This is a genomic window from Streptomyces sp. NPDC045695 (genome assembly GCF_056432025.1).
In genome coordinates, this window is record NZ_JBWKJU010000006.1 from 253,258 (window position 1) to 276,836 (window position 23,579).

Genomic DNA, 23,579 nt, shown 5'->3' on the forward strand with positions numbered 1-23,579 from the left:
GTGTTCGTCAGGGGGTGAGGGGGCGCGGGGCGGTCACCAGGGCGGGCGGTAGCCCGTCGTCAGCTTCTCGCCGGAGCGGCGCCACTTGGGCTCCTGGTCCACGGAGTGCGCGGTGATCGAGCGGAGCCTGCGGACGACGGCCCCGTACGCGCCGCTCGCCTTGCTCGACACCTTGGCGCCGGGGGGTTCGTCCATGAACGGCATGAACTTGTCGGGGAAGCCCGGCATGGTGCAGGCGATGCAGATCCCGCCCACGTTCGGGCAGCCGCCGATGCCGTTCATCCAGCCGCGCTTGGGCACGTTGCACTTGACCACCGGGCCCCAACAGCCCACCTTGACCAGGCACTTGGGGGAGTCGTAGGTCTTGGCGAACTGCCCCTGCTCGTAGTAGCCCGCGCGGTCGCAGCCCTCGTGGACCGTCATGCCGAACAGCCACGTGGGCCGCAGCTTGTCGTCCAGCGGGATCATCGGGGCCGAGCCGGCCGCCTGGTAGAGCAGGTAGGTCAGGGTCTCCGAGAAGTTGTCCGGCTGGATCGGACAGCCCGGTACGCACACGATCGGGATCCCGGCGTGGGACTTCCAGTCCCACCCCAGGTAGTCGGGCAGGCCCATCGCGCCCGTCGGATTGCCCGCCATCGCGTGGATCCCGCCGTAGGTGGCGCAGGTGCCGATGGCCACCACGGCGAGCGCCTTGGGCGCCAGGCGGTCGATCCACTCGCTGGTGGTGATGGGCTGGCCGGTCTCCGGATCGTCGCCGAAGCCGCACCAGTACCCCTCCGGCTTGATCTTCTCGTTGGGGATGGAGCCCTCCACCACCAGCACGAACGGATCGATCTCGCCCCGCTCGCCCTTGAAGAACCACTCGATGAACGTGTCCGCGCCGCCCACCGGACCGCACTCGAAGTCGATGAGCGGCCAGTGCACGGCGATCTTGGGCAGCCCGGGCAGCGTCCCCGTCACGATCTCCTCGATGCTGGGCTGCATGGCCGCCGTCAGGGACACGGAGTCGCCGTCGCAGCTCAAGCCCGCATTGATCCAGAGGATGTGGATCAGGGGTTCCTCTACCGGGTCCGGCGTTGCTGCATCCATACGGACGCCTCCTTGAAAGCGGGGAGCGGGGGTCGGGGGAGCGGATGGGCCCACGGGACGGGGAGGGGAAGGCGGCCGGTGTCCGCCCGGGCCTCCTGCCGCCCACCCTTCTTGCTAACAGCCGACGGTTCCCGGTGCCCCGTCATGCGCGTCCGTTCCAGTGATGTCGGGCGCCCGCGGCGGCCGCGGCGCTCCGTGCCGCCCCGGTACGCGCTCCGTGAGGTGCGGAGGTGTCCCGGCGGGACGCTCCTTGCCCACGAAGGCCCGGCGCAGCGCGTGGTAAGGAGCGTCCGGGGCGAAGAAGATCCGCCGCATCCGGTCCAGCTCGGCCGCGCGGTAGGAGGCCAGCGGCCGCTGCGCCTCGTCCAGCTCCCGGCGCGCCTTCTTCGCGGCGATCCGCGCGGCGGTGCCCGGGTGCCCGGCGAGCTGGGCGGCGAGCGCCGTGGCCCGCTCGGCGAAGGCCGCGGGCGGACAGCCGACCGTCCGGTCCGCCAGCCCGAGCCGCAGGGCGGCGGCGGCGCTCACCGGCAGCGCCTCGGAGCTCAGCCGCTCCGCGCGGGCGGCGCCGACCCGTCGCGGCAGGGTGTACGTCCAGAACTCGGAGCCGTACAGGCCCATCAGCCGGTAGTGCGGGTTCAGCACCACGCCCGAGCGGCACCACACCTCGTCGGCCGCGAGGGCCAGCATCGCCCCGCCGGCGGCCGCGTTGCCGCCGAGGGCGGCGACCACGAGCCGGTCGGTGGTCGTCAGGACCGCCTCCACCAGGTCGTCCATGGCGTTGATGTTGGCCCAGGACTCCTCGGCGGGGTCGGCCGCGGCCTCGATGACGCCGAGGTGGATGCCGTTGGAGAAGAAGTCCCTGCCGCCGCCGAGCACGAGGACCGACGTGGGGCGGGAACAGGCCGCCCGGTAGGCGTCCAGCAGACGTCGGCAGTGCTCCGTGCTCATGGCGCCACCGGGGAAGGAGAACGACAGGTATCCCGCCCCGCCCTCTTCGTGGTAGCCGATGTCGGACCAGGTACGGGGCCCGGCGCCGTCCGGAGCGTCCGGGTCGCCCGGGCCGACCTCGGGCAGCGCGGGCAGCAGGCCCGCGAGCGCCAGCGTGGCGGGGAGCTTGGGGGCTGCCGGCTGCCCCGGAGCGCGGTGGGCCCGCAGCTCGGGGATCCATACGGCGCCGTCGGTGGTGGCGCGGCACACGGCGCCCGCCCGGGTGGCGATCAGCTCGCCCGGGCGGCCGCGCAGCCGGTCCTCGGGGTGGCCGCCGTGCAGGTACCACGTACCGCCCAGCAGCTCGTCCCGTACACCGGGCCGGGAGTCGGCGGCGCGCAGCACCCGCAGCACCCGCTCGGTGCCGTCCGTCCGCCAGTCGATCCGGCGGCCCTCCTGGCGCAGCAGGGGGCGGGCGAGCCCGTGGCCCTGAGGCATGGGTGCGTACGTACCGGAGGCGAAGCGCTCCACCGCGAGCAGTACGGCCTCCAGGGCCGCGTCGGCGACCTCCCCGCGGTACCAGGCGCTCTTGGCCACCGGCGGGTCCGGCACCGGGCAGGCGACCGTGGCCCACACGTCGCCGGCGTCCATCTCCGCGTTGGCCTGCAGCACGGTGACGCCCCACCGCCCGGCCCCCTCCTGCACGGCCAGGTCGAGCGAGGAGGGACCACGGTCCCCGACCGGACCGGGGTGGACGATCAGGCAGGTGTGGGCGGACCAGACCTCCTCGGGCAGGGCCGACTTCAGCATCGGCGCGAGCACCAGGTCCGGCCGGTGGCGGGCGACGGCGCCGGCCAGGTCCGTCTGCGGGAGGGCCAGTTCCACCGCGACGCTGTGGCCGTGATCGCGCAGCTCGGCGTGGACCCGCTGGGTGAGGCTGTTGAAGGCGCTCGCGACGAGCAGGACGTGCACGTGGTCTCCCTGCGACGGACCGGAACCGCGGGTGGGGGAGCGCCCGCCGGACCGGTGGTGCGTGACCGGGGCGTCACCGGCCGCCTGAGATGTTCCCCGGACGCCGGCGGCGGGCGCACGCGACCCGGCGGCCGTGTCACTCGAAGGCGCACGCGCGTGGGGCCGCCCGGCGGCAGGCCGTCAGGGGCGCAGGAAGGCGCGCAGCCGGGTCAGAGGCCAGGTGTTGATCACGTCGTCCTTCGTCAGCCAGCCCCGCTGGGCGGTGCCCGTCCCGTAGCGCACGTACGGCAGGTGCGTGGGGGAGTGGGCGTCGGAATCCACCGCGAAGCGCACCCCGAACCCCTTCGCGCGCAGGATGTCCTCGTCGCACAGGTCGAGCCGCTCCGGATGCGAGTTGATCTCCAGGGCCGTACCGGTCCGCGCGCAGGCCCGGAACACCTCGTCGAAGTCGGCGTCGATGCCGGGCCGGTGGCCGATCCGGCGCGTCGTGGGGTGCCCGATGACGTGCACGTACGGGTTCTCGCAGGCCCGCACCAGGCGACGGGTCTGCGCCCGCCGGTCCAGCCCGAAATGCGAATGCACCGAGGCCACGCACAGGTCGAACCCGGCCAGGAACTCGTCGGGCCAGTCCAGCTCGCCGTCGGGCCCGATGTTGAGCTCGGTGCCGTGCAGCAGCCGCATCCCGTGGTGCGTCCGGTCCAGGGCGCGCACCCGCTCCCGCTGGGCGAGCATCTTCTCGTCGGTCATCCGCTGCATGAAGAGGTTCGGGGCGTGGTCGGTGACCGCGTAGTACGCGTATCCGCGCCCGGCTGCGGCCGCCACCATCTCCTCCAGCGGCGCCAGGCCGTCGGTGAGGTCGGTGTGGGTGTGCAGGTCGCCCCGCAGGTCGCGCTCCGTCACCAGGTCCGGCAGCTCGTCGCGCAGCCCGGCGGCGATCTCCCCCCGGTCCTCGCGCAGCGGCGGCGGGATCCACGGCAGGCCGAGCCGGGCGTAGATCTCCTCCTCCGTCTCGCCCGCGCGCCGCTCGTCGCCGTCGGCGTCGAAGAGCCCGTACTCGGAGAGCTTGAGCCCGTGGCGCACCGCGAGCGCCCGAGTGCGTACGTTGTGCGCCTTCGACCCGGTGAAGTACTGCAGGCCCGCGCCCCAGGACGCGGGGGGCAGGACCCGCAGGTCCACCTGGAGGCCCTTCGTCGTACGCACGGAGGTCTTCTTCGCCCCGTGCGCCAGCACGTCCGCCGTGTACGGCAGGCCCACCAGCGCCTCCATGACCGGCCCCGGCCGCTCCGACGCCACCAGGACGTCGATGTCGCCGATGGTCTCGCGCATCCGCCGCAGGGACCCGGCGTAGGCGCACCGGACGACGCCCGGCACCGACGACAGCTCGCCGGTGATCTGCTCGGCGATCTCGGTCGCGGCGCTGATCAGGATCCGGCTGCCCGCCTTCTGCATCAGCGCGATGCCGGCGAGGAGCTTCTCCTCGCTCTTCTCCCCGAACCCCCGCAGGTCACGCAGCCGCTCCTGATGGATCGCGTCGAGCAGCTCGTCCACCGTGGCGACGCCGAGCCGCTCGTGGAGCAGCATGGCCCGCTTGGGACCGAGCCCGGGGATCCGGGTCAGCTCCCGCACCCCGGCCGGGACCGCCGCCCTGACCTCGTCGATCGCGGGGACGTGGCCGGTGTGCAGGTAGTCCAGCACCTTCTCGGCGATCGACGCGCCGACGTTCGGGATCTCCTTGAGCCCCTTCGCGTCGAGTGTCGAGACGTCCAGCGCAATGCCCCCGATGGAGCGGGCGGCCTTCTCGTAGGCACGCACCTTGAAGGCGTCCCCGCCGCTGATCGCGATCAGGTCGGCGTACTCCTGGAGCAGCGCCTCGACCTCGTCGTTGACCCGGGCCATGTCTCCAGGGTGCCTCCGGTCGCGGAAGGCCGCGACGTCCACGGCCGGCCGCTGCGGGCCGGCCGTGGACGTGCGGGATCAGCCGCGGACGGGCTGGATCAGCCGTGGACGTACGGGATCAGGCGAGGTCGAACCGGTCCAGGTTCATGACCTTGTCCCACGCCGCGACGAAGTCCTTCACGAACTTCTCCTTCGCGTCGTCGCCGGCGTAGACCTCCGCGAGCGCGCGCAGTTCGGAGTTCGACCCGAAGACGAGGTCGGCGCGGGTACCGGTCCACTTGACCTGGCCGGTGGCCGCGTCGCGCCCCTCGAAGGTGTTCTGGTCCTCGGAGGTCGCCTTCCACGTCGTGCCCAGGTCGAGCAGGTTGACGAAGAAGTCGTTGGTCAGCGTCCCGGGTGCCTGGGTGAGGACACCGTGCGAGGACCGCTGGTGAGTGGCGCCCAGCACGCGCAGGCCGCCGACCAGGACCGTCATCTGCGGGGCGCTCAGGTTCAGCAGGTTCGCCTTGTCGACCAGCAGGTACTCGGCGGGGATCCGGTTGCCCTTGCCGAGGTAGTTGCGGAACCCGTCGGCGGCCGGTTCCAGCGCGGCGAACGCCTCGACGTCGGTCTGCTCCTGCGAGGCGTCCGTACGCCCCGGGGTGAAGGGGACCTCGACGTCGAAGCCGGCGTCCTTGGCGGCCTGCTCGACGGCGGCGGCGCCGGCCAGCACGATCAGGTCGGCGAGCGAGACCCGCTTGCCGCCGCTCTGGGCGGCGTTGAAGGCCTCCTGGATCCCGGTCAGGGTCCGCAGCACGGAGGCCAGCTGGTCGGGCTCGTTGACCTCCCAGCCGCTCTGCGGCTGGAGGCGGATGCGCGCACCGTTGGCACCGCCGCGCTTGTCGCTGCTGCGGAAGGAGGAGGCCGACGCCCACGCGGTGGACACCAGCTCGGACACGGACAGGTCCGAGGCGAGGACGCGCTCCTTGAGGGAGGCGATGTCCGCGGCGTCGACGAGCTCGTGCGTCACCGGCGGCAGCGGGTCCTGCCACAGCAGCGTCTCGGACGGCACCTCCGGTCCGAGGTAGCGCACGACCGGGCCCATGTCACGGTGGGTCAGCTTGTACCAGGCGCGCGCGAAGGCGTCCGCGAACTCGGCCGGGTTCTCCAGGAAGCGCCGCGATATCCGCTCGTAGGCCGGGTCGAACCGGAGCGAGAGGTCGGTCGTGAGCATCGTCGGGGCGTGGCTCTTCGACGCGTCGTGGGCGTCGGGGACGGTGCCGGCTCCGGCGCCCTCCTTCGGCCGCCACTGGTGCGCCCCGGCGGGACTCTTGAACAGCTCCCACTCGTAACCGAAGAGGATCTCGAAGAAGGTGTTGTCCCAGGTGGTCGGCGTGTTGGTCCAGACGCCCTCCAGGCCGCTGGTGATCGCGTCACCGCCCTTGCCGGTACCGAAGGTGCTGCTCCAGCCGAAACCCTGCTGTTCGAGCGGCGCGGCCTCGGGATCGGCGCCGACGTGGTGCGCCGGGCCGGCGCCGTGCGTCTTGCCGAAGGTGTGACCGCCCGCGATGAGGGCGACGGTCTCCTCGTCGTTCATCGCCATCCGGCGAAACGTCTCACGGATGTCGCGGGCGGCGGCGATCGGGTCCGGATTGCCGTTCGGGCCCTCGGGGTTGACGTAGATGAGGCCCATCTGGACCGCGCCGAGGGGGCTCTCCAGCTCCCGGTCGCCGGTGTAGCGCTCGTCGCCGAGCCAGGTGGTCTCGGGACCCCAGTAGACGTCCTCGTCGGCCTCCCACACGTCCGGGCGGCCGCCGCCGAAGCCGAAGGTCTCGAAGCCCATCGACTCCAGGGCCACATTGCCGGCGAGGATCATGAGGTCGGCCCACGAGAGGCTCTGGCCGTACTTCTTCTTGACCGGCCACAGCAGCCGGCGGGCCTTGTCGAGGTTCCCGTTGTCCGGCCAGCTGTTGAGGGGCGCGAAGCGCTGCTGGCCGGACCCGGCGCCGCCGCGGCCGTCGCTGATCCGGTAGGTGCCCGCACTGTGCCAGGCCATGCGGACCATGAGCGGGCCGTAGTGGCCGAAGTCGGCGGGCCACCAGTCCTGTGAGGTCGTCAGCACCTGCGCGATGTCCTGCTTCACGGCCGGCAGGTCGAGGGCGTTGAAGGCCGCGGCGTAGTCGAAGTCCGCGCCGTTGGGGTCGGCCACGGCCGGGTTCTTGGCCAGGATCTTCAGGTTGAGCCGCTCCGGCCACCACTGGCGGTTTCCGCCACCCTGGGTCGGGTGCGCCGCGCGCCCGTGGACCACCGGACAGCCACCTCCGCCCTCCGTCTTGGCGTCGGTGACGATCGCTTCATGGTTCTCAGACATCGGAATCCTTCCGGACCGGGCGGGTCCTGGTTCTCAGGAACTGCTGGGCGGTGGAACAGTCGGGGCGCAGACCCCGTGGACGGCCTGGGTCTGTCGATGTGCAGCCCGGCGTGCGTCTCCTGCGGTACTGGAGCCTTCTCGTGACTTGGCTGTCGACTCAACCGATCCTACGATGGACAGAATCCAAGTCAAGAAGAACACCAAACCCGTATCTCATCGGATCCCGGATGTCATTGGCGAAAAAACGGGTTCCGCAGATCCTGAAGAGGTGAGCCGGTATGAGCGACCTGGTGGAGCGGTTGCGGGGGCGTGGCTGGCGCATGACCTCCCAGCGGCGCGTCGTCGCGGAGGTCCTCGACGGCGACCACGTGCACCTCACGGCCGACGAGGTGCACGCACGCGCGGCGCGGAGGCTGCCCGAGATCTCCCGGGCGACGGTCTACAACGCGCTGGGGGAGCTGGTCTCCCTCGGTGAGGTCGTGGAGGTCACCACGGACGGCCGCGCCAAGCGCTACGACCCCAACGCGCACCGACCGCACCAGCACCTGGTGTGCTCCGGCTGCGGCCTCATCCGCGACGTCCACCCGACCGGCGACCCGCTCCGCGCCCTCCCGGCGCAGGAGCGGTTCGGCTTCCGGGTGTCCGGGGCCGAGGTGACCTACCGCGGGCTGTGCCCGGCCTGCGCCTGACCCCGGCGCATCGGCGCGTGCGGGACCGTCGTCAAGATGCGGCGCGTGGCGTCGATCTCGTCCTGCCAGGTGCCGGAGCCGAAGGCGCTGCCGTACAGCCGCAGGCAGGTGCGCAGGTGGTCGTGGAAGGCGGCCCGCAGACGGGTGTTGTAGTGGCGGCACAGCGCGGCCGCGGGCGCGCCGCCGGCGGCGGCGTCGACCACGGCCGCGGCGAGGATCGCGGTACGCAGCGCCTGGGCGGTGCCGGTGCCGCTGAGCGGGTCGTAGCGCAGCGCGCCGGCCCCCACGACCAGCCGGCCACCCGCGTCGGCCGTCGGCGCCGAGGCGGGGGCGCGGTGCGCCCGGGGCGCCGCGGCCAGGGCCACCGCGGTACGGGGTGCGTGGCGCAGCCGGGTGGCGAGGGCGGATCCTGCGAGCAGCCGGGCGAGCAGGGCGGCCGGGTCCTGGGCCGGCCCGGGCACCATGGCCTGTACGAGGCACTCGCCCCGCCCCAGCGGCGTCAGGTGCAGCCACCCCGTCCCGGCGCAGTCCAGTCGCGCGGTGCTCTGGTCGCGGGCCCGCCGCACCGGCGCGTGGCCCGCCAACAGCTGCCGCCGTCCGGCCTGTTCGTGTGCGGCCAGGTCCCCCGGGGCAGCCGTCACCGTCCACTGCGGCGGCTCCCCGGACAGGTCGCCGGGGCCCAGCCGCTCCCGTAGGCGGGCTGCCAGTACCGCACCGTCCACCGCCCGCGCGGGCTGCGGGAACCGGCGGGGCGGGCTCCCCGCCCCCCACCGCACGTGTCGGTGGGTGAGCGGCCAGCCGTCGTCGAGCAGCCCGCCACCCCAGAGCGAGGCGACCAGCTCCAGCGTGGGCCCGGTGAGCAGCAGGGGCCGGGCGCCGGTCCCTTCCGCCGGCGGGGCCGGCGGGACCAGCCGGATCCGGTGCCCCCGGTCGGCGAGCAGCCGGGCGCAGGTGAGCTCCGCCAGCCCGGATCCGGCGATCTCGACCAGGCTCACCGGCCGCCGCCGCCTCCCCGACCGGCGCCACCCGTGCCACCGGCGGGGGTACAGGCCGGCCGTGCGGCGCCCCCGTCCAGCCGGGCGAGGACGGCCAGCAGAGCCTCCGTATCGGCCTGATGGCGGATCACCATCGCACGGACCGCCGGACCGCCGAGCGATCCCACGGCCTCGCGGGCCCGGCCCGCGGCCGCGGCGGCCACCTGCGTGAACCGACCGTCGGCGCGCTGCACGCCGGCGTCGGCGTCGGCGACCGTGCCGCCGGCCGGTCGGAACGCGGGCGGCAGGGTGAAGCGGGGGCCCACACCGCGGGCCGCGAGCGCGTGGTTGACCTCGTGCATGTTCCGCATGACCTGGCGGCTCTGCTCCATCAGGGCGCCGCCGGCCGCGTCGTGCCGCGCGAACGACTCCTGGAGCGTGCCGAGCAGCATCGCGTAGTTCTGGTCGCTGATGTCGAGCAGCTGCAGGTTCAGCTCGTCCGTGGTGTCGCTCGCCAGCGGACGCAGGTACTGCTCCTCGGTGAGACCGGCCAGATGCCCCTGGACGGCTTGGAACCGGCGCCAGTGGTCGCCGCCCTCGTCGATGATGAGCTTGACCAGATGGGCGAGCCGGTCCGCCTCCGGAAACTTCTCCGGACGTTTCACCAGGGCCTCGTGCAGGGCGACGTACATGCCGTCGATGCCGTTCGGATCGATCGGGTCGGCGCGGGAGTTGCGGCTGGGGCTCTCCACGTCGATGAACCACTGCAAGCGTGCGGGAGTGAGCGGTTCCAGCCCGAACCGGTGATCCGTCTCCCGCTCGATCTCCTGCGCGCGCGCGAGCACCGGCGCCCGCCCGAGCGTGCCCAGGGCCTCGTTGACCCAGCGCAGATGCCGCATCTCGTCCACCGCGACGGAGAACACCTCCTGCCCGGCGGCGTGGGCGCGGCGCGTGACCTCGTCGGCGCTGGCGGGCAGCAGCATCGGCGCGTTCAGCGAGTAGTGGGCGTACAGGTACTCCACGCACAGCGCGTGCTCCACCCCGGCCAGCTTGGTCAGCTCGTCGGCCACCTCCTCGGGTCCCATCACGTCGTCCTCGCCGACCCCGGCACTCCAGCCGCTGCGCACGCGCCCGCGCCCGGACACGTTCAGCTCGCCCTGTTCCCGGTCGTCGAGGACCACGGGCAGGACGTTCCAGTTCCTGATCAGATCCGGGTAGGTGAGCTCCAGCGAGGTGCGCTGCCCCTGGTCGTCGCTCGACAGATCGGCGGCCGGCGGATCGCTGCGGTCCCTGCGCAGGAAGTTGACCTCACGGACGGACCCGTCCGCGCTGCTGGTGACGTCCGGCTTGGACGCCGCCCAGTAGTAGCAGCCGCAGTCGCGGAAGTCGTACTGCCACGGCGCGCACAGGCTGCGGGTGAGCTCCCCCGGCTGGTACACGTCGGGGTCGATCACCCCTTCCTCGTCCAAGTAGCGCGCCCGGTCGGCCACGAGGACCGCGGCCTCGACCGTGCCGTCGGGGCCGCGCTGCACGAAGCCCGCGCCGGTCATCCGCAGCCCGCCCAGGTCGCGTACGGCATTCGGGACGGCAGGGGAGTCACGCTCGGGACGCGGCCCGATCAGCACGGCGATCCGGCCGGGCAGCAGATCGTGGACGCGGCGCCACACGTCCAGGCCGTCCATGCCCGCGCAGTTGACCGTGGGGGCCTGCTCCTCGCTCTGGTCCACGGTGGTGCGCCCGCACAGGGCCCGTAGGTACAGGGCCGGGCGGTCCTCGCCCAGATCGGCGGCGACCAGCCCCAGCGCTGCCGCGGGTCCCGCGTCGTCGACCCGCACGACCCGGGAACCTGCGCGACGGTGGAAGTCGAACCGCAGCGAGGGGAAGAATCCCGCCTCCAGGTTCCGCTGGTCGAACTCCAGACCGGGGTAGCAGTTGTCGACCCCGCTCTCGGGACGGCTGCCGGACGGATTGCCGCGTACGAGGTAGTCGGCCCGGGCGGTGAGGTTGCGAGGAAAGAACTTTCCGTCAGCGGACGGGAGTTCGGGCATGTGACGTCTCCTTCAGATCACTCCGGTGACGCCGGCCGGCGCGGCGGCGGGCTCCGGCGGCAGCTGGAAGAACTCGGGGGCGGCCTGCGACATTTCGACGTACGCCCGCAGGCAGAAGGCCAGCCAGCCGCGGATGTAGTCGCAGGCCGGCCGGCCCCGCCGGCTCACCTCGTGGTAGCAGCCGCCCCCGCACAGGTACCGGGCCCAGCACGAGCGGCACGGCTCGGCCCGGTCCACGTGAGACACCGTCAAATGACGTCTCCGCGCCTCGGTGTCCGGTCCCCCGCTCACGGAACCCATCGCGAAGGCCGGATCGTCGACCAACCGGTGGCAGGCGTACAGACCGCCCTCGGCCGAGGCGCTCAGATAGCCGGCGCCCGCGCCGCAGGGGTACGGGCGGTGAGTGCCCCGGTGCAGCTCGTGCAGGGCGGTCCGGAAGTTCCCGAAGGGGTAGTGCCGCCCGGCCGACAGCTCGCGCAGCGCCCGTTCACCGCACTCCACCATTTGCTCCAGGAAGCCGGTGAACATCGCGCTGGTGATCTCGTACGCCGGGTCGGGCGCGCTGACCACGGCCGCGAAGCCGACCTCGTCGAACCCCAGCCCGATGCCGTGCTCCAAGACGTCCAGCAGCCGGGCGGTCTGCGGAGTGACACTGACCCGCGCGGACAGGTGACGCGGACGTCCGTGGCGGGCGAGCACCTCCAGACCGGCCCGCAGCCGGTCGTACGCACTGGCCCCGCCCGGTGCGCGGCGCAGCGCGTCATGCCCGGCCCGGTCACCGTCCAGGCTGACGGTGACGGTGAACGGGTGGGCGGCGAACAGACGGGCGTCCTCGGGGCGGACGGTGGTCAGGTTGGTGGTGAGGGCGAACCGGACCCGGTGCCCGGTCCGGGTCCCGGCCCGGACGGCGTACGCCACGACGTCGTGCACCAGCTCCCGTGCGAGCAGCGGTTCGCCGCCCATGAAGCCGACCACCACGTCCGTTCCGGGCGCGGCCTCCGCCAGCAGCCGGTCGACCGCCGCGTGGGCCGTGTGCCGCGGCATCGCGCGGGCCGAGCCTCCGAACCTGCCCTCGTCCGCGTAGCAGTGTCCGCAACTGAGGTTGCAGGCCTGCATCACATTGAGGGAGAGCGAGGCCAGGGGCGGCGGCTCGGCGGGCGTGCCGTCGATCCGGGGCCGCGACCACAACGGCAGCCCGAGCTCCACGGCGAGGTCCTCCAACGAGCCGCCGGAGAGCGGCTGGCCGCCGAGCGGGCCGTCCGGGGCGGCCGACCAGGCTTCCACCCGGGCCGCGAGCGGCTCGGGCAGGTCGTACACCCGGCTGCCGTCGGCGACGAAGAGGTGCGCGCCGTGCGCGCTGCGAAAGACCTTGACCTCCGCGGCCGGTCCCCGGGGAGGCGGGCCGCAGGGGGCGGGTTCCCCGGGCGGATGGCCCGGCGGTGGCTGGGGCGGGTCCTGCGGCGGCCGACGGCCGATCTGCAGCAGTACGGTCATGTGTTCGGCTCCGTGTGCTCGCGCAGCGTGCGGGCCCACCCCACCAGCAGGTCGTACTGGCGGCGGGTCAGGTGCATCGGATAGCCGTCGGACCCGCGCATCGCGCTCGGCATCTGCTGGTCGTGGAACCACGTGGACCGCAAGGGGTCGGCGCCCTCTTCGTCGGATCTGGCAGGGGCGCGGACCCGTTGTTCGATCAGGGCGGGCTGTTCGCGGAGCATGTCCTCCAGCACCTCCAGGGCCACGAACCGGCGGTGGCGCCTGCGGCCGCGCTCGCTGAGCGCGAGCAACAGGCCCAGCAGCGGCTGCGGGGGAGTGAAGACCAGGGCGCGGGCGTCGGCCTGGGACAGACCCAGGAAGGCGGCGATATCCGCGTTCTCCTGCGCGGCGCGCTCGTTCTGCACGTCCACGTTGACCGCGCCCATGGCTTCCAGCACGCGCTCGAACAGGTCCCGCACCTCCAGCGCGGTCTGCTCCTCGTCGTCCAGGTAGCCGGGCCGGTGGACGTCCTCGCGCTGCACCCGGTCGGCCAGTCCGTCGGCGAGGGAGACGAAGGGTCTGCGGTCCGGTGAGAAGCGGGGCGGGCCGGCCACGATCCGCGCGGTCGCCTTCAGGCCACCGGGCAGGGTGACACTGACCGTGCCGTCGCAGACGTCGTCGACGAGACCGATGCTGCGCTCCCCGTTCTCGGCGCCGGCGAAGAGCAGGCCGGGGGCGGTGCGCGGGTCGCTCTCCTCGGGTGTGAAGTGGCACCACGTCGCGTCCGGGTTGAGGATCAGCCGCTCCGGCGGCAGTTCGTAGCCGGTGCTGGACGCCAGGCCCTGTGGGCCGTAGACGGCGCCGGTCCCGGGAGTGAACCGCAGCCGCAGCTCCGGGAGGGCCGTACTGGGCACGGGCAGCTGCACCGAGCCCAGGGGCAGGCTGCTCCCGGCCGGTACCAGCGGCTGCCGTGCGTCCTGCGGCGAGCTGCCCGCCAGTACCCGGGACCGGTGGTCGTCACCCGCCAGTTCGAGCCGCGCCTCGACGCGGTCACCGGCCTGCTGTGTGAGGTGGTGCGCCTTGAGGTTGGCGACCGAGACCTCCCACCGGACGTCCCCCAGGCTCAGCCCCGACTCCGCCAGCACCTGCTCGGTCACACACCCCGAGCCGGACCGCCCGTCGACGGTCCACTCTGCGTGCAGCTCGAAGTACGGGCACACCGGGCGCCAGCCGTCCTCGTCCTTGAACTGCACCTGCTCCGGCATCCGCTCGGTCAGCGTGCCGTCCTCGGCGAGGTCGAGGGTCAGGGCCGGCAGGACGGTGGTCTTGCCGGTACCGCGCGGTGTGAGGTCACTGGGCCCCCAGCGGTAGTTGTCGCACGGAACGGGGGAGGGGCCCAGCCGGGCGAAGGCGAGCGGTGGTTGCAGCCAGAGTCGTTCGATCACCGGCGTCTCCTTGTGATCGGTACGGGGGAGGCCCCCGCGCATCGCGGCGCGACAGCACTGAGTGACCAAAACTACAGCGCACGTGACGTACGGTCACCCTTTCGATCGGATGGGGGCGTGTCCCGCCGTCGTGCGCGCCGCAAGGATCTTGACGATCACAAACCCGGGTCCATAGGGTCGGCGCGGCCCGCCCCCGCCGCGAGGAGCACCCGGATGGCTCTACGACGCCCGCGCACCCTGCTCGCGATGGACCCCGGCCTGCGTCCCCGTCTGCTGGACGACGGCTGCGCCCGCCGACTGCGTGAAGTGGCCCGTGTCGAGCCGGAGTTGGTCGTCGACTCCTTCGCCGGGCCCCGGGTCGCCGCGGCGCTGGCCGAGACGGAGGTCCTGCTCACCTCCTGGGGAGCCCCCGTCATCGACGCCCGGGCGCTGGCGGCCGCACCCCGCCTCAAGGCCGTCGTGCACGCGGCCGGCTCCGTGAAACCGTTCGTCACCGACGCCTGCTGGGACCGCGGCATCGTCGTCTCCTCAGCCGCGCCGGTCAACGCCCTGCCGGTCGCCGAGTACACGGTGGCCATGGTGCTCCTCTCCAACAAGCGCGTGCTGCGGCTTCGGGAGGAGTACCGCAGCACGCGCGCGGTCCCGCACGACCTGCACCTGCGGTACGGTCACGCGGGCAACTACCGCAGGACCGTCGGCATCGTCGGAGCGTCCCGGATCGGCCGCCGCGTGATCGAACTCCTGCGCCCTTACGACCTCGAACCGGTCGTGTACGACCCGTACCTGAGCGAGGACCGGGCCGAGGAGCTCGGCGCCCGCGCCGTCGGGCTCGACGAGCTCTGCCGGATCTCCGACGTGGTCAGCCTGCACGCCCCGGCGCTGCCGGAAACGCGGTCGATGATCGACCGCCGGCGGCTGGCGCTGATGCGTGACGGGGCGACCCTGATCAACACCGCCCGCGGGTCCCTGGTCGACGGCGACGCGCTCACGGACGAGTTGACCGCGGGCCGCCTGCACGCGGTCATCGACGTCACCGAACCGGAGGTCCCGCCGGCCGACTCCCCGCTCTACGATCTGCCGAACGTGCTGCTCACCCCGCACATCGCGGGCTCGCTCGGCAACGAACTCCACCGGATGGCCGACTGCGCCATTGAGGAGATCGCCCGCTACGCCGCGGGTCTGCCGTTCGCGCACCCGGTACGCCGCGAGGACCTCGACCACACGGCCTGATCGCCCCCCGGGCCAACGCAGCACCGGAACCGGGCCGTCGGGGCCGGTACCACCAAACGGCGGGGGCCGGGACACCTCTTCGGGGGAAACGGGGCGCCCGGACCCTGCCTGGAGGCCCTCAGCTGCCGAAGGAAGGGGGACGGCCCTCGTCGGGGCCGTGCGGTGCTCCGGCGCCGCTGTGCAGGTACAAGGAGATGCCACGTGACGCGTGTTTGGAAGAGTGCCGGTCTTGCCCTGGTGATGGGTCTGGCGGTCATGGGTGGTGCGTCGACGGCGTCGGCGGACGCCATCGCTGAGGGTGTCGCCGTGGGCTCGCCGGGTGTCCTGTCGGGCAACGTGGTCCAGGTTCCGATCCACATCCCGATCAACGTCTGCGGGAACAGCGTCAACATCATCGGCGCGCTGAACCCGGCCGGCGGCAACGTCTGCGTCAACGCCTGACGGTCGTGAATCCCGGCTCATCCCGGTCGCGGTCACGACCGGGATGAGCCGCACGCGTCGCCCGCCGCCGTCAGGACAACGTGCGTACCTGCTGGTCGCGCAGCTCGTAGCGGGCGGCGACCACGGCCAGTTCGCCCGCCGCCACCTTCCCCGCGAGGTCGGGCTCGGCCGCCAGGCGGCCGCGGACGCTTCGTACGTGGGCGTTGATCGTGGCGTCGACCCGGGCGTCCCCGTGCCGGCTGTGATCGATGGACGGCCGTATCTGATCGGCCAGGTACTGGATGTGGGCGGGGAGCGGCTCGCCCGACTCGTCGGCGTGGACCGCCGCGGAGACCGCGCCGCACGACTGGTGGGCCAGGACGAGCACCAGGGGTATGCGCAGCTCCAGGACCCCGTACGCGATGCTCCCCAGTACCGCTTCGTCCAGCACCTCGCCCGCCGACCGGACGGTCAGCAGGTCACCCAGCCCCTGGTCGAAGACCAGCTCCGGCGGCACCCGTGAATCGACGCAGCCCAGCACCACCGCGAACGGCTGCTGGCCCTCGACGAGCCGGCGGCGCAGGTACGCGGACTCGTGCGGGTGCTCCTGGCGCTGCGTCCGCCAGCGCTGGTTGCCGGCCGCCAGACGGCGGAGCGCCTGCGCGGGTGTGGTGACGGGCTCGGCGTCCTGCGTGTCCCACGGGGTGGCGGAAGCGGGGAAGGCCGAAGCGAGGGTCAGGCTCGCGCCGGCGGCCGCCGATCCCGCCACGGCGGTGCGCAGCACGGCGCGGCGGCTTCGGGGGGCGGCGGCGGTGGTCCGTGTGTTCGAAAGCATGCGCGGACCGTAACCCGGCTCAGGCGCAGGTCAGTTGACCGCTCGAACACAATGGCGGGATCCGCTCGGGGGCGGGCTGGATGGAGGCGGGATCTTCTCAGCATGCGGGCGCGGCGGCCATGCGGGGGAGCGTTGAGGGGCGGGCGGGGCGTCGCACGGGGACGGAACACCGGCCCGCCTGCAGGCGTACGCACGCGTCGTGCGAGGCTTCTCCGGCACCCGGGAGGAGACCACACCATGCACACGCCGAGCCGGCCCGAAGACCTCGAACACCCCGAGCTGTTGTGGGCCAGGGCGATGACCATGGCCATGGTGGACGCCGCGTGCTCCACCTCCACGGAGTTCGCCCTCGACCACGACGGACTGTGGTGTCACTCCACCGGTGCGGGCGGCTGGTGGCGCCTGACCCTGCTTGACGGGGGACGCGCGGTGTTCTGCGGCCAGGACCCCGACGGCAGCCACACCCATCTCGGCGGCGAGCAGATCGACTTCCTGGCGGGCGGCCCCGACTGGCTGCCCTGGGAACTCCTGCGGGACGACGCCGCCGGCAACCTCCTCGGCTTCGTCTACTGGTGGCAGGACGGTGCATGGCACCGGATCCCGTACCCGCAGGAGCTGGCGGAGGACGGGCTCGACGGGGCCGCGCCCTGGGTCGGCTCGCAGGAGGAGTTCCTCGACCTCACCGCGTCCTCGTACGACGTTCCCTACACGCGGCAGCGGACCCTCGGCGACACCATCGCCCGGTTCGCGGCGCTGGCGCGGGAGCGTACGGCCGACGCGGACGCCGTCGCGGCCCTGCTGGCCCCGGCCGCCGCCGACGGCCCTCGCGCGCCACGGTTCGAGGTGGCATGGGACCTCGCCGCCCGCGCGGGGATCCTCGCGTAGCACCCACACGCACACCGGGAGCGAGGGGTTGCTCCCGGTGTGCGCTCGACTCGCTTACTCACGCCCCTACTTGAGCGCAGCGAAGGCCGTGGTGAAGGCCAGCGGCTGCTGGAGGACCGAACTGCACGTGGCGTCCGCGTAGGTGACCGCTCCGGCGGCGCACTGCTTGTCGCGGGTCGACGACCACATGGCCAGCCGGCCGATCCCCTTGGCCGCCGCGAACTCCACGAGCTGGGTCGCGTCGGCGACCATGAAGACCTCGCTCGCGACATCGTTCACGCCGATCATCGGCGTGACGGCCACGGCCTTCCACGCCGCCGCGTCGGAGAGCCCCAGCACGCCCTTGAGCTGAGCCTGGGTGGCCGTCGCCGCCTGGATCGCGTACAGGCCCATGTCCCCGCTGTAGGCCGGCCCGTAGTCCATCGCCATGATGTTGACGCCGTCGATCCGCACGCCGTTCTTCTTCGCGTCGGCCAGCAGCGCCACGCCCGGCTGGGTCAGGCCCTCGGGCATCACCGGCAGGGTGAACGCCACGTCCAGGCCCGGGTGGGACTTCTGCAGCCGGGCGACGGCCTGCGCGCGGCGGGCGTTGGCCGCCGTGTCGGGCAGGGCCGCTCCCTCGACGTCGAAGTCGACCTTGGTGAGCCGGTACTGGTCGACGACCTTCCCGTACGCGGCGGCCAGCTCGTCCACCGTGGCGCAGTTCAGGGCCAGTTCGTGCCCGGCGGCCCCGCCGAACGACACCCGCACGTCGCCGCCCTTGGCACGCAGCGCTCCGATCTGGGCGGCGACCTTGTCGCTCGCGAGGTCCGTGACCCCGCCCCACATCGCTGCGCAGCCGCCACCGGACGTGATGAAGGCGAGGTGGAACTCCTTCACGCCCGTGCGGGTCGCGGTGTCGACCAGGTCGTAGGCGGGGTAGAGCGAGGTGTCCACGTACGGGGCGAAACGCGCGCCGCTGCCGCCGGGTGCGGGGGTGGTGGGGGTCGCCGTGGCCGTGGGGGACGGCGAGCCGGTCCTGGTCGGCGCGGAGGACGTGGCGGGCGCGGTCGGGGCCGGACTCGCCGTGACGGTGGGACGGGCGGTGGGGCGCCCGCTGGGCTGGACGGTCGGGGCCGGATCCACCGAGCACTTGAGGCCGTTGATGCGGCACCCCGTCGGGTCGCCCGGGGCGCCGGCGCCGCTCGTGACGAAGCCGACGGTGACGGAGGCTCCGGCGGCCAGCTGCCGGTTCCAGTCGGCGGGCTTCACGGTGACGCGCTGACCGTCCACCGTGTGGGTGCCGTTCCACAGGGAGTCGATCTTCGTGCCCGCCGGCAGGTCGAACTGGAGGGTCCAGTCGGACTGGACCTGGCCGGTGTGGTTGGTGATGACGTACTGGCCGGTGTAACCGCCGCTCCACGAGCTGGACTTCGTGTAGGCGGCGCCGACGGAGGCCGCCTGCGCCGTTCCGGTGAAGGCGAACGCCGCGCCGCCGATCACCGCCGCCGCCACGATCGCGCCCGTCACCTTCGCCGTACGGCTCGTCCTTCGGCGGTGCCCGACTGTGCTGCCCATGGTGTGCCTGCCTCTGTGTTACCGGGGAGTTGGGTGGGCAGCACGCTAGCCGCACCGGAACGGACATTCGTTCGTTCTGGTGCGGCGCTCATGAGTCTTAGGTTCCGCTTAAGGAAGCGGTAAGGAGGGCCTCAGGAACCGGGCCAGGCTCACGCCGAATCGCCGGGGTGGCCGGCGTCGATGACGCAGAAGCGGTTGCCCTCGGTGTCGGACAGCACCACGAAATCGGGGTCCTCGGGATAGGAGTCCCAGTCGACGTGCCGGGCGCCCAGCGCCACCAGGCGCGCCACCTCCGCCTGCTGCTCGGCCGCGTCCGCCGCGTACAGGTCGAGGTGGACGCGCGGGCGCTCCTGTACGGGCGTGACACTGTGGCCCAGAGCCAGGCCGGGGCCACCGCCGGTGGCGGGGACCAGCACGGTCCAGCGGTCCTGCACCTCGCCGTCGCGCGGCACGTAGCCCAGCGCCCCGCTCCAGAAGGCGGCGGCCCGCCGCACGTCGGCGGCGCCCATGACGATCGTTCCCAGGGTCAGCATGATCGGATTGTGCCAACCGCCGGCCGACGGGTCTCGGGGGACCCGCTCTACGGGCGACGTCGGGGCTTGCCGCCCTTGGTGCTCTTGCCGCCCTTCGGGCCGCCGGAAGCACCGCGGGGGCTCTTGCCCGCCGTCTTCCCCGTCTTCCCCGGTGCGGGCTTGCGCTGGGCTCCGGAGCCACCGCCGGCCTCCGGGCGCTTGCTCTTGGCCTTCGCCTTCGGCGGCGTCGGGGGACGGCCCCGGGTGCTGTTCACGGTTCGGCCGCGCACGATCCCGATGAACTCCTCCACCAGATCGGTGGTCTCGTCCTGCGGCCACGACAGCGCCACCCGCGACTCGGGAGCGCCCGTGACCGGCCGATAGGTGAGGTCCTTGCGGTGGTGCAGTCGGGCGAGCGACTGCGGGACGACGAGCACGCCGATTCCGGCCGCCACCAGCTCGATCGCGTCCGCCGTCGTCGCGGGACGCTCGATCGCGGGCCGGCCCGGCAGCCGCTCCCAGTCGAGGGTGTCGTCGAGGGGGTGCAGCACGATCTCGTCGGCGAGGTCCTCGGTGGACACCTCTTCGGCCGTCGCCACCAGGTGATCCTTGGGGATCACGACCACCGTGGTCTCCGTGTAGAGCGGAATCGCGCTGAGATCCGTACGGTCGACCGGCAGCCGGACGAACCCGGCGTCGGCGCCGCCGCCGCGGAGCACGCCGAACGCCTCGGCGGGGGAGACCGCGACGAGGGTCAGAGGGACGTCGGGCAGCCGCTCGTTCCAGATCCGGACCCACTTGGTGGGTGTCACCCCGGGGACATAAGCGAGCCGGAACGAATGGGGTACTTCCGAGCCTGTCACCCCGCCAGGTTACCGGTCGTGGTCGGAGGTAGCGCACACGCTCGATACTCTTGACACCATGACGTCGCACCAGAACACCCAGACGATGAAGCCCGCGACCGCGGCGAAGAAGCTGGGCGTGTACCTCGAGGCCACCCCCGCCGAGTTCCAGGAGGGTGTCGTCTCGCGCAGTGAATTGAGTGCGCTCCAGGCCGACCCGCCCCAGTGGCTGCAGGACCTGCGCCGCAACGGCCCCCACCCCCGGCCGGTGGTCGCGTCCAAGCTGGGCGTCTCCATCGCGGGCCTCGCCCGGGGCGGGGTCACGGAGCCCCTCACCACCGAGCAGATCGAAGAACTAAAGCAGGAGGCTCCCGAGTGGCTGCAGCGGGAGCGCGCCACCCAGGCCGAGGTCCGCAAGGAAGCGGTACGGATCAAGGAGAAGAAGGCGGAGCAGGCCGAGAAGGAGCGCGACGAGCGTTCCTGACCCGCACTTCCTCTTCCCGTCAGGCCCGGCTCCCCGGAGGGGGTCGGGCCTGACGGCTTTCCCTCAGCCTGAGCCCGAGCCCGAGCCCGAGCCCGAGCCGGTGCCCGTGCCCGAACCGGCCAGCAGCAGCCGCAGCGCCCGGTCGAGCCGCGCCTGCCTGGTCCGCGCAGTCGGTGCCTGGAGCAACGGCAGCAGCAGCTGGTAGCGGCCGGTCCTGTCGAGCGCCTCGAAGGCCGCGGCGGCCTCGGGGTCGGCTTCCAGCGCCGCCGCCAGATCGGGCGGCACCTCCGCCGTCCGCTGCGACGCGTAGGCGCGCTCCCACCGCCCGTCCGCCTGCGCCCTGTGCACCTCGGCCAGCCCGGGCTCGCGCATCCGTCCGGCGGCCGTCAGCGCCGCGACCTTGTCCACGTTCACGCGCGACCACAGGCTTCCGGGCCGCCGGGGCACGTACTTCTGCAGGTAGTACCGCTCGTCGAGCGAGCGCCGTTGCCCGGAGATCCAGCCGTAGCACAGCCCGGTGTCGACCAGCTCGTCATCGGTGACGCCGGCGATGCCCGACTTCTTCTTGGCCACCTTGATCCACACGCCTTCACGGCGCGTGTGGTGCTCGGCCAGCCAGCCCTCGAACGCCGCCGCGTCCGCGAAGCCGACGATCTCCACCCCGCCCAGTTCCTCCATGGCGCTCAGGCTAGGCCGTCTCTTCCGGATCCTGTCGGGCCCGACAAGATCCGGAAGAGACGGCCTAAGGCCCTGTCGTCAACGTAGGGGCGTCCCGTCCGCTGGCGGCCCGCGGACCCGTGCGGTCCGCTGGAGGGGTGAGCATTCTCCCCGGCCGCGGCTGGTGGGCCGGGCTGCCGCCCGCGGCGGGAGCCGCCGTCATGGCCGCCGCCATCCTCTCCCTCGGCCTCCACCTGACCGGGCACGAGGTGCTGTCGCTGGCCGCCCTCGCCGTCGGCGCCGCGCTGTGGCTCGTACTGGCCGCCGGTCTCACCGCCGGGCTGCTGGGCGACCGCGGGCGCCTGCGCGCCGAGGCCGACACCCCGGCCGCGCTGACGGCCGTCGCCGCGACCACCGTCATCGGGACCCGGCTCGCCACCCTCGGCTGGCGGAGCGCCGCCGCCGCGCTGCTCGCGCTGGCCGCCGCGCTGTGGCCCGGCCTGCTGTTCACCGTCGTACGGCACTGGCGGCGGCGCATGCCGGGGGCGGCGTTCCTCGCCTGCGTGGCCACCCAGGGGCTCGCCGTGCTCGCGGCCGTCCTCGCCGGCGCCCGCGACGACTGGCTGGCCGGGGCGGCGCTGGCCGCCTTCTGCCTCGGGCTGCTGCTCTACGCGGCGGCCCTCCCGCACTTCGACCTGCGCGAGGTGGTGGGGGGCCGGGGCGACCACTGGGTGGCCGGCGGGGCGCTGTCCATCTCCGCCCTGGCCGGATCCAGGCTCACGGCGTCCCCCGTATGGACGGGCGGCGCGCACACGGCCCTGCGTACCGTCACGCTCGTGGCGCTCGCGATCTCCCTCGTCTGGTACGCGGTCCTGCTCGCCGCGGAAGCGCGCCACCCCCGGCCCCGCTACGACATCCGGCGCTGGGCCACCGTCTTCCCCCTCGGCATGACGGCCACCGCCTGCCTCTCCGTGGCGGCCCCGGCGGGCATCGCCTGGCTGCGTCCGCTGGGGGAGGTCCTGCTCTGGATCGCCGTGGGCGCCTGGCTGCTGACCTTCACCGCCCTGCTCGCCTCCCACCTCACCGGCCCAGTAGGGTCCCGCCATGGCATACACGTTCCAGGTGACCATCGACTCGAACACGCCGCACGCCCTCGCCGACTGGTGGGCCGACGCCCTCGGCTGGGAGGTGGAGCCGAGCGACGAGCAGTTCATCCGCAGCATGATCGAGGCCGGTCAGGCGAGTGAGGACGACACCACCACGCACCGCGGCACCCTCGTCTGGAAGGCGGGCGCCGGGATCCGCCACCCGCAGGGCCTCGAACGCGCGCCCCGCATCCTCTTCCAGTTCGTCCCGGAGGCGAAGAGCGTCAAGAACCGGGTGCACCTCGACGTCCGCACCGGCCCCGACGACCCGCAGACGGTGGTCGAGCGACTCGTCGCCAAGGGCGCCAAGCACCTGCACGAAGGCCGCCAGGGTCCCTTCACGTGGACGACACTCGCCGACCCCGAGGGCAACGAGCTCTGCATCACCCCCTGAGGCCCCTACCCTTCCTCCCGTGAACGTCATCCTCTTCGGCGCGACCGGCATGCTGGGCCGGGCCGTCCTGCGCGCATGCCTGCGTGACGACTCCGTCGAAAGCGTCCTGGCCGTCGGGCGCAGCCCGCTGGGCGTCAGCCACCCCAAGCTGCGCGAGTGCGTCCAGGACGACCCCTCCGACCTGGGCGCCGCGGGCCTGGACCCGGCCGCGTACGACGCCTGCTTCTTCTGCCTGGGGGTCTCCTCCGTCGCCATGAAGGAGGACGCGTACCGGCGCGTCACCCACGACCTGACGCTCGCGGTGGCCCGTCCCCTGGCCGCCGCCAACCCCGGAATGACCTTCGTCTACGTCTCGGGGGAGGGCACGGACAGCACCGGACGGGGCCGCGTCATGTGGGCCCGGGTCAAGGGCCAGACGGAGAACGATCTGATGGAACTCCCCTTCCGTGCCTACATGTTCCGGCCCGGGATCGTCCAGCCGGTGCCCGGCGTGCCCTCCAAGACCCGGCTCTACCGCGCCCTCTACGCGGTCACCGGACCACTGGTCCCGCTGCTGCGGCGTATCGCGCCGAACCTCGTCGTCACCTCCGAGGCCTTCGGCCGGGCCATGATCGCGGTCGCCACCCCCGGCACCGAGGTCCCCGGCCACATCCTGCGGCCCGCGGACATCAACCGCCTCGGCGGCGCCGGGACCAGGCGTAATTGAGTACCGGGCACCCCCTCCCGCACGTGAGAATGAGCCATCTCGAACCGGG

21 protein-coding genes are annotated in these 23,579 nt (G+C 72.9%); 8 read left to right on the forward strand and 13 right to left on the reverse strand.

Features of this window, described 5'->3' with window-relative positions; translation table 11 throughout:
- Window positions 1-33: 33 nt before the first annotated feature.
- The 4 genes from AC07DU_RS13920 to katG form a co-directional block, all read right to left on the reverse strand.
- Window positions 34-1,089 carry an NADH-quinone oxidoreductase subunit B family protein gene (locus AC07DU_RS13920; RefSeq protein ID WP_360903189.1) on the reverse strand — a complete coding sequence of 352 codons (1,056 nt, stop codon included), beginning with the start codon at window positions 1,087-1,089 and terminating at the stop codon, window positions 34-36.
- A gap of 114 nt (window positions 1,090-1,203) precedes the next feature.
- On the reverse strand, window positions 1,204-2,988 hold the full coding sequence (locus tag AC07DU_RS13925) for an enoyl-CoA hydratase-related protein (protein ID WP_479111461.1): 1,785 nt from the start codon (window positions 2,986-2,988) through the stop codon (window positions 1,204-1,206).
- A 180-nt stretch (window positions 2,989-3,168) separates the two neighbouring features.
- Window positions 3,169-4,884: a DNA polymerase/3'-5' exonuclease PolX gene (gene polX / locus AC07DU_RS13930; protein ID WP_479111463.1), complete on the reverse strand. Its 1,716-nt coding sequence runs from the start codon at window positions 4,882-4,884 to the stop codon at window positions 3,169-3,171.
- 118 nt (window positions 4,885-5,002) lie between these two features.
- Window positions 5,003-7,234 carry a catalase/peroxidase HPI gene (gene katG / locus AC07DU_RS13935; RefSeq protein ID WP_479037361.1) on the reverse strand — a complete coding sequence of 744 codons (2,232 nt, stop codon included), beginning with the start codon at window positions 7,232-7,234 and terminating at the stop codon, window positions 5,003-5,005.
- Between the two features lie 278 nt (window positions 7,235-7,512).
- Between katG and AC07DU_RS13940 the strand changes: the two genes are divergently transcribed.
- Entirely contained in the window at window positions 7,513-7,923 is a 411-nt protein-coding gene (locus AC07DU_RS13940) for a Fur family transcriptional regulator (protein WP_360904989.1), read from the forward strand.
- On the opposite strand, the gene AC07DU_RS13945 is transcribed toward AC07DU_RS13940, so the two are convergent.
- From AC07DU_RS13945 to AC07DU_RS13960, 4 genes are read right to left on the reverse strand one after another with little or no spacing between them, the layout of a single operon-like run.
- Window positions 7,893-8,918: a hypothetical protein gene (locus AC07DU_RS13945; RefSeq protein ID WP_479111465.1), complete on the reverse strand. Its 1,026-nt coding sequence runs from the start codon at window positions 8,916-8,918 to the stop codon at window positions 7,893-7,895. The two genes, AC07DU_RS13940 and AC07DU_RS13945, sit on opposite strands and share 31 nt — an antisense overlap.
- A complete protein-coding gene (locus AC07DU_RS13950) occupies window positions 8,915-10,945 on the reverse strand; it encodes a ferritin-like domain-containing protein (protein ID WP_479111467.1) in 2,031 nt (676 codons plus the stop codon). The genes AC07DU_RS13945 and AC07DU_RS13950 overlap by 4 nt, the downstream gene beginning before the upstream one ends.
- A gap of 12 nt (window positions 10,946-10,957) precedes the next feature.
- Window positions 10,958-12,439, reverse strand: coding sequence for a radical SAM protein (locus tag AC07DU_RS13955; protein WP_479111469.1), 1,482 nt, complete (start codon window positions 12,437-12,439; stop codon window positions 10,958-10,960).
- The gene (locus AC07DU_RS13960; RefSeq protein WP_479111471.1) at window positions 12,436-13,863 is read right to left on the reverse strand and encodes a hypothetical protein; all 1,428 of its coding nucleotides are present in this window, start codon (window positions 13,861-13,863) and stop codon (window positions 12,436-12,438) included. The genes AC07DU_RS13955 and AC07DU_RS13960 overlap by 4 nt, the downstream gene beginning before the upstream one ends.
- 213 nt (window positions 13,864-14,076) lie before the next feature.
- Between AC07DU_RS13960 and AC07DU_RS13965 the strand changes: the two genes are divergently transcribed.
- Window positions 14,077-15,093, forward strand: a complete 1,017-nt coding sequence (locus AC07DU_RS13965) for a hydroxyacid dehydrogenase (protein ID WP_479111473.1) — start codon at window positions 14,077-14,079, stop codon at window positions 15,091-15,093.
- Window positions 15,094-15,333: 240 nt separating this feature from the next.
- Window positions 15,334-15,534: a chaplin gene (locus tag AC07DU_RS13970; protein WP_453371030.1), complete on the forward strand. Its 201-nt coding sequence runs from the start codon at window positions 15,334-15,336 to the stop codon at window positions 15,532-15,534.
- 70 nt (window positions 15,535-15,604) lie between these two features.
- Here AC07DU_RS13970 and AC07DU_RS13975 read toward each other — a convergent pair whose 3' ends face one another.
- A complete protein-coding gene (locus tag AC07DU_RS13975) occupies window positions 15,605-16,348 on the reverse strand; it encodes a carbonic anhydrase (protein ID WP_479111475.1) in 744 nt (247 codons plus the stop codon).
- 237 nt (window positions 16,349-16,585) lie between these two features.
- Here AC07DU_RS13975 and AC07DU_RS13980 point away from each other — a divergent pair, with 237 nt between their 5' ends.
- Window positions 16,586-17,233, forward strand: a complete 648-nt coding sequence (locus tag AC07DU_RS13980; protein ID WP_479111477.1) for a hypothetical protein — start codon at window positions 16,586-16,588, stop codon at window positions 17,231-17,233.
- Between the two features lie 66 nt (window positions 17,234-17,299).
- Here the strand turns inward: AC07DU_RS13980 and AC07DU_RS13985 are convergent, their stop codons facing one another.
- The 3 genes from AC07DU_RS13985 to AC07DU_RS13995 all read right to left on the reverse strand — a co-directional run bounded on the left by AC07DU_RS13985 (window position 17,300) and on the right by AC07DU_RS13995 (window position 20,165).
- Entirely contained in the window at window positions 17,300-18,790 is a 1,491-nt protein-coding gene (locus AC07DU_RS13985; protein ID WP_479111479.1) for a cellulose binding domain-containing protein, read from the reverse strand.
- A 149-nt stretch (window positions 18,791-18,939) separates the two neighbouring features.
- The gene (locus tag AC07DU_RS13990) at window positions 18,940-19,323 is read right to left on the reverse strand and encodes a VOC family protein (protein ID WP_479037329.1); all 384 of its coding nucleotides are present in this window, start codon (window positions 19,321-19,323) and stop codon (window positions 18,940-18,942) included.
- Window positions 19,324-19,370: 47 nt separating this feature from the next.
- Complete coding sequence (locus tag AC07DU_RS13995; RefSeq protein WP_479111481.1) at window positions 19,371-20,165, reverse strand: LysR family substrate-binding domain-containing protein; 795 nt, start codon at window positions 20,163-20,165, stop codon at window positions 19,371-19,373.
- A 58-nt stretch (window positions 20,166-20,223) separates the two neighbouring features.
- Between AC07DU_RS13995 and AC07DU_RS14000 the strand changes: the two genes are divergently transcribed.
- A complete protein-coding gene (locus AC07DU_RS14000; protein WP_479111483.1) occupies window positions 20,224-20,628 on the forward strand; it encodes a DUF5997 family protein in 405 nt (134 codons plus the stop codon).
- 63 nt (window positions 20,629-20,691) lie between these two features.
- Here the strand turns inward: AC07DU_RS14000 and AC07DU_RS14005 are convergent, their stop codons facing one another.
- Window positions 20,692-21,306, reverse strand: coding sequence for a YdeI/OmpD-associated family protein (locus AC07DU_RS14005; RefSeq protein WP_479111486.1), 615 nt, complete (start codon window positions 21,304-21,306; stop codon window positions 20,692-20,694).
- A gap of 137 nt (window positions 21,307-21,443) precedes the next feature.
- Between AC07DU_RS14005 and AC07DU_RS14010 the strand changes: the two genes are divergently transcribed.
- Genes AC07DU_RS14010 through AC07DU_RS14020 form a run of 3 tightly spaced genes read left to right on the forward strand, consistent with a single transcriptional unit; the run spans window position 21,444 to window position 23,530 of the window.
- Window positions 21,444-22,532, forward strand: coding sequence for an SLAC1 family transporter (locus AC07DU_RS14010; RefSeq protein WP_479111488.1), 1,089 nt, complete (start codon window positions 21,444-21,446; stop codon window positions 22,530-22,532).
- Window positions 22,414-22,824: a VOC family protein gene (locus AC07DU_RS14015; RefSeq protein WP_360903360.1), complete on the forward strand. Its 411-nt coding sequence runs from the start codon at window positions 22,414-22,416 to the stop codon at window positions 22,822-22,824. Before AC07DU_RS14010 ends, AC07DU_RS14015 begins: the two co-directional genes overlap by 119 nt.
- 19 nt (window positions 22,825-22,843) lie before the next feature.
- A complete protein-coding gene (locus tag AC07DU_RS14020) occupies window positions 22,844-23,530 on the forward strand; it encodes a Rossmann-fold NAD(P)-binding domain-containing protein (protein WP_479111490.1) in 687 nt (228 codons plus the stop codon).
- Window positions 23,531-23,579 lie beyond the last annotated feature (49 nt).